Genomic DNA, 9,971 nt, shown 5'->3' with positions numbered 1-9,971 from the left:
AAGATGACAGCTTTAACAGCTATGCGGCAAACTTAGATTTAACAATTGCGAGTATTACAAGAGGCGAAGAAGCGTGGCAACAAATTTCAGCAGAAAATCAATTTAATAGTGAGCCTGACGAAGGAATGGAATACGTGTTAGTTAAGGTAGAAGCGTTACTTAAAGACGCTGAAACAGAAGACGATAGCTATAACTTATCGAGCTATTCGTTTAAAACGGTATCAGCGGACGGCAAAGAGTATCCGCATGTCATGGTAGTAATACCGAGCGGGCTCGATGCAAAATTATATAATGGTGGCGCTACAGAAGGTAATACCATTGGGCAAGTACGCGCAGGAGAGGACTTCTTCATCTCATTTGGTGGCACAGAGGGTTCGCCAGTTTTCTTCCAAACAAAGTGATTGCATAATAATGGGGGCATAGGTAATCTATAGTGGGAGTGATAAAATGTTTATTGCACATATTAGGTCGAGTGACCATGAGATACAAGATGTACAAACGCACCTCAATGAAGTAGCGGCATTAGCACGGCAATATGGTGATGCTACAGGCTTTGGTGCACATGCGGAATTAGCAGGGCTACTACATGATATGGGTAAATATACACAAGCATTCACGGATTATATTACGGATGCTGTTTATCATCAAAAGGTAAGTACTACAAAAATTGATCACTCTACGGCTGGCGCAAAATATTTATATGAGCGTCATTATAAGACACATCCTTATGTTACAGAAATTATCGGTATGGCAGTGCTATCACATCATTCAGGCTTACAAAATTTTATTCAACTTGATTTAGCACCATCAGACTACATCCGACGTGTAGTAAATAAGGAGTTACCTTATTATAACGAGGTTAAGGCAAACTTCGAGACAGTTAGTGACAATGTAGCGCGCGTAGACGCCTTATTTACAGAAGCAATTGAAGAATTTAAAGCATTACAATTGCGTGTTAAATCTCTCGCGTTACCTAAGCCCCTGCTTTATTTTAATTATGTACAAAAACTTGTATTGAGCTTTTTATTGGATGCAGATCGTACAAATACACGTTGTTTTGAAGAACAGACACTACCACCGCAGCAGCAACCAGCGTTTGCTGACTATTACAAGGAATTAATGAAAACCGTAAATGGTTGGCAACAAAGCACAACGCCGATTAATCAATTACGCACAGAGATGTCGGAAAATTGCGACCGATTAGCGGAGCAACCTTCTGCCATATATACACTATCCATTCCAACGGGTGGTGGTAAAACGTTTGCAAGTTTACGGTACGCATTAAAACACGCAGCAAAGTATCACAAAAAACGTATCATTTACGTTGTACCTTATACAACGATACTTGAGCAAAATGCATCGGCAGTTGCTGCTATTATAGCGGCTCCAGAAGCTGTACTAGAGCATCATGCCAATATCATCGCAGAGGATGACGATAGCGAAGATTACTATGATAATGAGCTACGCAAAAAAATGCAACTTGGCCGTGATAATTGGGATTATCCCATTATTTTTACAACCATGGTACAGTTTTTGGATGCGATTTTTCAAAAGGGTACACGTAAATCGCGCCGTCTGCATAATTTAACGGATGCCGTTATTATTTTTGACGAAGTACAATCAGTGCCTTATCATCATTTTGCTTTGTTTAATAGTGCAGTAAATTTTTTACACCATATTGGTAATAGCAGTATTGTACTTTGCACGGCAACCCAGCCTACAGTTGATAAGATGGACTATGCAATTACACTACAACCAGATGCAGAGATGGTACCTAACCTCGCTCAAATCGCACAGGCATTTGAGCGTGTTAATGTATACAATCATGTGACAACAGATGGGCTAGACACACAGCAACTGGCTGATAAAGTGCAAACTATAATGAGTACTAAACAGTCCGTATTAATTATTTTAAATACTAAAACGGCTGTTCGACAGCTTTTTGAGGAGCTAGATGAGCGTAATATCGCGCCGACGTATCACCTCAGTACTTCGATGTGTGCAGCACATCGTACCGAAATTTTGAATGAAGTGAGGCAGAAGCTTGGCGTGGAGCCAGTGATTTGTGTTAGTTCGCAATTAATTGAAGCGGGTGTAGATATTAGCTTTGAAGCGGTTATTCGTTCTTTGGCGGGGCTAGACGCTATCGCGCAGGCTGCGGGGCGATGTAATCGTAATGCAGAGCGAGCAAAGGGTGATGTATATATTGTCAAAGCAAAAACAGAAAACTTGAGTCGCTTAGCTGAAATTCGCATTGGCGCTGACGTGATGACAGAACATATTTTGCCATATACCAAAGATTTTTTACATCCTGACACGATTGCTAGGTATTTTACGGCTTTTGATGCACAAGCTAAGCGCGAAATTTCACAAACACCACGTAATTTGGATACACCATTAATTCATTTAATTGATGGCAGTATAAAAAATGAGCGCAAAACATATATGTTAAATAGTTTTAAAACGCTTGAACAACATTTTGAAGCCATTTCGTCACCGACAACATCTGTATTAGTACCTTATCGTGCAGAAGGGCAGCAGTTAATTGCACAATTAAACGAAGATATGCCACTTGATAGATTAAATAAAGTAGTGAAAAAAGCACAACAGTATGCGATTAATATTTATCGGTATGAGTTGGATGCACTAATAAAAGAAGGTTTACTGCAACCGCTGTATCAAGATCATATATTTGCGGTACATGAAAATGGTTATAACGACAAATATGGTTTAAGTATAAGTGGGGACGGTAGTTTTAGTAATTATCAATTTTAGGAGGTGTACCATTGCGTAATCAAATTGAATTTGTTGTGTATGGAAAATATGGTTTATTTACTGACCCTGTAACAAGGGTTGGCGGAGAAAAATTTACGTATCAAATCCCTACGTATGAAGCGCTAAAAGGGATTGTAGAATCGATTTATTGGAAGCCTACGATCACCTGGATTATTGATGAGGTACGTGTGATGGAAGCGATTCAAACAGAGGTAAAAGGTATGCGTCCTGCAAAATACCAAGATGCCTCAAATGACTTGGCGTACTACACATATTTGCGCGCGCCGAAGTATCAAGTACGAGCGCATTTTGAATTTAACGAACAACGACCTGACCTTGCATATGACCGTAATGAACATAAGCATCATAATATTGCAAAGCGTTCAGTGGAGCGCGGAGGACGCCGTGATATTTATTTAGGTACACGTGAGTGCCAAGGCTATGTAGAAGCGTGTGTTTTTGGCAGTGGTCAAAGTTTTTATGATGGCTATGGTGACATTGCTTTTGGGCCGATGTTTCATGGTTTTACTTACCCTGACGAGGTAGATAGCAACGAGTGGCAAGCAAGGATTTGGTCGTCAACAATGAAAGATGGCGTCATTACATTCGTGCGTCCTGAACAGTGTGATACGGTACGTTATATAAAAAAAGGCGCGGTTAAGCCCTTCATAAAAGGTCAAAACTTTAAAACTGTAGATGATGAATATCGCGATGTATTTGGGGAGGCGGAGTTATGAGTTGGATGCAACAATTGGCTGCTGTCTACAATAATAATACCTATCGCATAGGCGAGTTTGAAGAAGTACGGAAACAGCGCTTTACGTTGTTACCTGTTGCTCATATGACACAAAGTGCACAAATCGAAATCGTACTCTCGCCTAATGGTGATTTTGTTGCGGCTAAAGTATTAGAAAAAGACCAAGCGCGCACGATTGTACCGATGACACTGGGCTCAGCTAACCGTTCAGGTGCGGCTATACGCCCGCATTATTTACATGACAAAGTATTTTATGTCGCAGGAGATTATTTGGCTTATGGCGGTGAGGAAAAACGAGCAGACTACTTCAAAACGTACCGTGAACAGCTCAAGGGCTGGGCAACAGCGCCTAATGCACCGCAAGAAGTGCAAGCGATTTATACGTATATTGTTAAGGCACAAGTGGTGCAAGATTTAGTAGAAGCGGGTATTTTTCCTGTTGATACAGATGGTAATGTGCTAACTAAATGGACGGGTGACGATAAACCAGCGATTTATAAAGTGGCGGCAGGTAATATTCTTGATAGTTTTATAAGGTTTAATGTGCAAATGCCGCATTACCAACCTGTGTGGGAAAACACAGCACTGTATGATAGCTATATTGCTTATTTTAATGAGGTAGCTGAGAGTCAACGAGGTACGTGCTATGTGACCGCGCAAGCGAATGCAATTTTAACGACGCAACATGGTTCGCGCATACGTAATGCAGGTGATTTATCTAAGCTGATTTCATCAAATGATGATACAGGATTTACGTATCGCGGACGTTTTAAAGAAGTCGATGAAGCGGTGCAAATTGGTTATGAGGTGTCACAAAAATCACATCACGCATTGCGCTGGCTCATTCAACGCCAAGGTACGTATGTGGATAGTCGCTACTTTGTCGCTTTTGGCGTAGAGCAACCGGATATCATTGATCCGTTTGCAGATGGTGATTATGGTATGAGTGAATTTGAGACTGAGGCAACAGGTGCTATTAAAGCAGCGTGTACTAAGGAAGTTATAGCTAAAACGCTAGCTGCTAATTTACATGGCATTGGCCCCATTTTGCCAGAAGATAAGCGAGAGCAAATTATTATTATGGCAGTTGATGCAGCCACATCAGGACGATTAGCCATTGTGTATTATCAACAAACGAACCCTAAGCAATATATAGAGGCGCTTAGTCATTGGTATACAACATGCCGCTGGCTACAAGTTACACAAGATAAAGAAACAAAGCAAATTAAGCGGGGGATTTATACACCTTCAACGTATCGTATTGTGGAAGCGGTTTATGGTAGTAAGGCAGACCCTCGTATAAAAAAGGAACTTTATACAAGGCTTTTGCCATGTATTATCGAAAAAAAGCCGATACCTAAAGATATTGTACAGTTAATTTTTAATCGTATTAAAAATCCATCAAGTTTTAAAGGGTTAATGGAATCATGGGAAACAACGCTAAATATAGCATGTGCATTAATTACTAAACAATTTGAGAGTGAGGGATATACTGTGGCAATTCAAGAAGATAATAACAGCCGTGACTATTTATTTGGTCGTCTACTCGGTGTAGCGGAAGTAATGGAGCGTAGTGTACTTAAGGAGCGAGGCGAAAATCGCTCGACCAATGCGACACGCTACTTTAACGCATTTAGTCAGCGCCCTGCACGTACATGGCATGTGATTCGTAAACAACTCAACCCGTATTTTGAGCGTCAAGGAACTAAAGCTACTCGTTATGCAAAGATTATTCAAGAGTTAGAGGCGCGTCTCACGATTGAGCAAATGACAGATGCCACGTTAAGTCCCGTGTTTTTACTTGGATATAGTAGTCAAGTGCAAGCGATGTATACCAAAAAGGAGGAAGTAACAAATGACAACACTAACGAATAAAATTGATTTTGCGGTAGTCGTAACCGTAGATAAAGCTAACCCTAATGGTGATCCACTAAATGGAAATCGCCCGCGTCAAGACTTCAATGGGCATGGTGAAATTTCGGATGTAGCGATTAAACGTAAATTGCGTAATCGTCTGCAAGATGATAATCAAGCCATTTTAGTACAGTCAGATGAGCGTCGCAACGATGCATTTCGTAGTGTGCGTGATCGTGTAGCGAATGTACCAGAGCTCGAAAAAATCTTAAAAAATGCGAAAGGTGATGTAGGTTTAGCTGAAAAAATCGCTTGTGATACATGGTTTGATGTACGTGCATTTGGTCAAGTTTTTGCATTTAAAGGCGATAAATTAAGTCTTGGTGTGCGTGGTCCTGTATCTATCCACTCTGCCACAAGTATTGAGCCTGTTGATATTACAAGTATGCAAATTACGAAAAGTGTTAACTCAATAACAAATGCTAAAGACCCTAGTCAAAAAACGTCAGACACAATGGGTATGAAACATCGTGTTGATTTTGGTGTGTATGTATTTTATGGCAGCATCAACCCACAACTCGCAGAACGTACGGGCTTTAGCAAAGAAGATGCGGAGGCAATTAAAGAAGCACTACGTACATTATTTGCGAACGATGCCTCATCGGCACGTCCTGACGGCAGTATGGAAGTTAATAAACTCATTTGGTGGGAACATAATAGCAAATTAGGTCAATATTCATCAGCTAAAGTGCACCGAACAGTTAGCGTAACACGTGTGAAAGATGACTTCCCACCATCAATCGAAAATTATGAAATTACAGTAGCACCGCTTGATAATTTAGCGGCACAGGTTTATGACGGATTATAAGGAAGACGATTACTTACTGTTGTCAGGCTTACAACACTTTGCTTTTTGTCGTAGACAATGGGCACTCATTCATATCGAACAAGCTTGGGAAGAAAATGTCTTGACAGTAGAAGGAAATGCCCTACATGAATTGGCAGATAATCCGTTCGTACGGGAGAAACGAGGGAGTACAATTTATGTACGCGCGCTTCCTGTACATTCAGCTACACTGGGCATAACAGGCATTTGCGATATGGTAGAGTTTACAGAAAATGAGGCAGGTGTGCCTTTAGCAAAGGAACAAGGGCGTTACTTACCTAAACCTATCGAATATAAGAGGGGTAAGCCTAAGACCCATGATGCAGATATCTTGCAACTGACAGCGCAAGCGATGTGCTTAGAAGAAATGCTTGCTGTTCCTGTCAATGAAGCGGCTATGTATTACCATGAAATACGCAAACGTATACCTGTAACGATTACGTTTGCTTTACGAGAGCAAGTGCGTAAGATGCTGAAAGAAATGCATCATTATTACTCACGACGCCACACGCCCACAGTGAAAACTGGCAAGCATTGTATAAGTTGTTCATTACGTAATCAATGTTTACCAGAATTAGATGAAAGAGAAACGGTAAATGCTTATATGAATAGGATGATGAAGTCGTGAAGCGTTTATTAAATGTTGTATATGTTTCCCAACCAGATTGTTATTTAGCATTGAAAGGGCATAATCTTAACATTATGCAAGAAGGTAATAGTTTAGGTCGAGTACCACTCCATAATCTAGAGGGGATTTGCACCTTTGGTCATCAGGGGGCAAGTCCTGCGTTAATGGCATACTGTATGGAAAATAATATTAATTTGACTTTCTTCTCAAGTAGCGGTAGATTTCGTGGGCGCTTAACAGGTACGGTAAACGGCAACGTGACCTTACGTAAAACGCAATATGCTATTTCAACAAATGAGACAGAAAGTGCAAAAATTGCTCGTCATATGATTATAGGTAAAATTTACAATAGTGAGCATATTTTACGACGAACTATGCGTGATCATGCGCTTCGTGTAGATACGGAGCGTATACAATACAGTATTGTGCAGTTGCGTGAGGCACGAGCTAAGCTATTAACCTGTGAAGAGTTAGATACACTACGCGGGATAGAAGGTAATGCGGCGAGTGCTTATTTTAGTGTGTTTGATGAGTGTATCCTTCACCAAAAAGACGTGTTTTATTATAAAGGCAGATCCCGCCGTCCCCCAAAGGATGAGATAAATGCGCTACTATCGTTTGCTTACGCTTTGCTAGCGGGAGAGGTGGCCGCTGCATTAGAAGGTGTGGGGCTAGATGCGTATGTAGGCTTCTTACATCGAGATCGCCCAGGGCGTGTGTCATTAGCGCTTGACTTAATGGAAGAACTGCGTCCGATTATTGCCGAGCGTTTTGTATTAAAATTGATTAATCGCAGGCAACTTAACGCAACGGATTTTATCAAAAAAGAGAGCGGTGCCGTCCTATTAACAGATGATGCTCGCCGCATGTTTTTAAAGAAATGGCAAGAAGAAAAGCAAGAGAAAATGACACATCCCTATTTAAAAGAAAAAATAGTATGGGGGCTTGTGCCACATGTGCAAGCTTTATTGCTCGCTCGTTTTTTACGAGGCGATTTAGATGCGTACCCCCCTTTATTAGTGAGGTGATGTAATGCTAGTTTTAGTGACATATGATGTGCAAGTCACATCTTCTGGCGGTGCTAAACGTTTGCGTAAAGTAGCTAAAAAATGTGAGCAATACGGTGTGCGTGTACAAAACTCCGTATTCGAATGTGTCGTGGATGCCACGCAGTTACGTCTGCTAGAAATGGACTTAGCAGCAATTATTAATCCTGACACTGACTCGCTACGTTTTTACCGCTTAGGCAATAATTATGAAAATAAAGTGCGTCATATTGGAGCAAAGGAAGCGATTGAAGTAGAGAAGCCGTTGATTTTTTAGAAGCGGCGAACCCCAAGCGCCCATGTTTTTCCCGGGAGGTTCGCACAGTCATCACGCTCTTTTCCTAGCCGATTCTCCCAAGACACTCCCAAAGCTGTCGCACCAGACACAATATCTAGTGCAACACCTTAGCAAAATACTATATTTTGCGGTCGCTCCTTTCATTAGGAGCGTGGATTGAAATAGCAAATATTAAAGTCGTGAATGTTACATCCACGTCGCTCCTTTCATTAGGAGCGTGGATTGAAATGCAAATGAAGCACGCTATGAGCAATATGTTGAGGTCGCTCCTTTCATTAGGAGCGTGGATTGAAATTGCCAACCTATTTATGAAGAGTGGTTGGCAGAAGTCGCTCCTTTCATTAGGAGCGTGGATTGAAATTACGATTATGATAACGTCGTAACATCATGGTTTATCGTCGCTCCTTTCATTAGGAGCGTGGATTGAAATATGACAGCAAACCTTGACCGTGTAGTCGTTGGTGTCGCTCCTTTCATTAGGAGCGTGGATTGAAATCGAACGAATAGGGCGCGGAGTCTGTATTGGCTGGTCGCTCCTTTCATTAGGAGCGTGGATTGAAATCGTCTCGTTCCTGGCACAATTATTTGTCCGAAGTGTCGCTCCTTTCATTAGGAGCGTGGATTGAAATATTTAAAAGGATAGCCAAGCAAGCGCTTATGCCGGTCGCTCCTTTCATTAGGAGCGTGGATTGAAATGCATTGCGTATTGTGGTTGGCGCCCGGTCCTTGGTCGCTCCTTTCATTAGGAGCGTGGATTGAAATATCTAACTGTTGCCAAGGCCCGGGTGTATGCAAGTCGCTCCTTTCATTAGGAGCGTGGATTGAAATTATTAAATCTTTCTTTCCTTGTACTTTCGGTGAGTCGCTCCTTTCATTAGGAGCGTGGATTGAAATATCAGCCAAAACTATCCTTATTGGTCTTGCAGCTAGTCGCTCCTTTCATTAGGAGCGTGGATTGAAATCCATATTTTTGCTCAGGTCACACTACGTTTTGGTCGCTCCTTTCATTAGGAGCGTGGATTGAAATTGAAGACCGTGACAATAGCACAAGTGGAGATTTAGTCGCTCCTTTCATTAGGAGCGTGGATTGAAATGGATTTACCAACTTGCGCTGAAGCCATAATTACAGTCGCTCCTTTCATTAGGAGCGTGGATTGAAATAATGAGTACCATGTGACTACTCATTACGTCTGCGTCGCTCCTTTCATTAGGAGCGTGGATTGAAATAATTTGATTGGCTGCGCGACTTTCTTGTTTGCCGTCGCTCCTTTCATTAGGAGCGTGGATTGAAATATGGAACGACTTAAATGACCAAAACCTAATTAAAGTCGCTCCTTTCATTAGGAGCGTGGATTGAAATCAATCAAACTCATCGCTTAAATATCCGCAATGCGTCGCTCCTTTCATTAGGAGCGTGGATTGAAATGTAAATTTCCGCAATCGCTAACATCGTACGTGTTGTCGCTCCTTTCATTAGGAGCGTGGATTGAAATTACAATGGCTTTTTTAAACAACTTTAGAATACTGTCGCTCCTTTCATTAGGAGCGTGGATTGAAATAATTGTGTTATCTACCTTACGAATACCCACAGCGTCGCTCCTTTCATTAGGAGCGTGGATTGAAATGTATTGGAGACGTTTTTCTTTGAACCTGATTTCCCGTCGCTCCTTTCATTAGGAGCGTGGATTGAAATCGAAATCGCGTCTTGATGCAAAAATTCAAGAGGT

At 41.4% G+C, this 9,971-nt stretch carries 7 protein-coding genes, 1 pseudogene and 1 CRISPR repeat array; all 8 genes and pseudogenes read left to right on the top strand.

Annotated features, from left to right (window positions below; translation table 11 throughout):
- Positions 1 to 401: pseudogene (locus tag CH76_RS13955) on the top strand (hypothetical protein); the annotation flags it as partial.
- A gap of 46 nt (positions 402 to 447) precedes the next feature.
- Positions 448 to 2,775 carry a CRISPR-associated helicase/endonuclease Cas3 gene (locus CH76_RS12585; protein ID WP_036146974.1) on the top strand — a complete coding sequence of 776 codons (2,328 nt, stop codon included), beginning with the start codon at positions 448 to 450 and terminating at the stop codon, positions 2,773 to 2,775.
- An 11-nt stretch (positions 2,776 to 2,786) separates the two neighbouring features.
- A complete protein-coding gene (gene cas5c, locus CH76_RS12580; RefSeq protein ID WP_036146973.1) occupies positions 2,787 to 3,512 on the top strand; it encodes a type I-C CRISPR-associated protein Cas5c in 726 nt (241 codons plus the stop codon).
- A complete protein-coding gene (gene cas8c / locus CH76_RS12575) occupies positions 3,509 to 5,407 on the top strand; it encodes a type I-C CRISPR-associated protein Cas8c/Csd1 (RefSeq protein WP_036146971.1) in 1,899 nt (632 codons plus the stop codon). Before cas5c ends, cas8c begins: the two co-directional genes overlap by 4 nt.
- Positions 5,388 to 6,254: a type I-C CRISPR-associated protein Cas7/Csd2 gene (gene cas7c, locus CH76_RS12570; RefSeq protein WP_036146968.1), complete on the top strand. Its 867-nt coding sequence runs from the start codon at positions 5,388 to 5,390 to the stop codon at positions 6,252 to 6,254. Before cas8c ends, cas7c begins: the two co-directional genes overlap by 20 nt.
- Entirely contained in the window at positions 6,241 to 6,900 is a 660-nt protein-coding gene (cas4, locus tag CH76_RS12565) for a CRISPR-associated protein Cas4 (RefSeq protein WP_036146967.1), read from the top strand. Before cas7c ends, cas4 begins: the two co-directional genes overlap by 14 nt.
- Positions 6,897 to 7,928, top strand: a complete 1,032-nt coding sequence (gene cas1c / locus CH76_RS12560) for a type I-C CRISPR-associated endonuclease Cas1c (RefSeq protein WP_036146965.1) — start codon at positions 6,897 to 6,899, stop codon at positions 7,926 to 7,928. Before cas4 ends, cas1c begins: the two co-directional genes overlap by 4 nt.
- Positions 7,929 to 7,932: 4 nt before the next feature.
- The gene (cas2, locus tag CH76_RS12555) at positions 7,933 to 8,223 is read left to right on the top strand and encodes a CRISPR-associated endonuclease Cas2 (RefSeq protein ID WP_036146962.1); all 291 of its coding nucleotides are present in this window, start codon (positions 7,933 to 7,935) and stop codon (positions 8,221 to 8,223) included.
- 151 nt (positions 8,224 to 8,374) lie between these two features.
- A CRISPR array of direct repeats spans positions 8,375 to 9,937; the repeat unit is 33 nt; unit sequence GTCGCTCCTTTCATTAGGAGCGTGGATTGAAAT.
- Between the last annotated feature and the right edge of the window lie 34 nt (positions 9,938 to 9,971).

The sequence above is a fragment of the Lysinibacillus sp. BF-4 genome (assembly GCF_000743635.1).
Taxonomy (GTDB): Bacteria; Bacillota; Bacilli; order Bacillales_A; family Planococcaceae; genus Metalysinibacillus; species Metalysinibacillus saudimassiliensis.
Note: the sequence above shows the minus strand (reverse complement) of the source record. Positions and strands in the feature narration are given on the sequence as shown.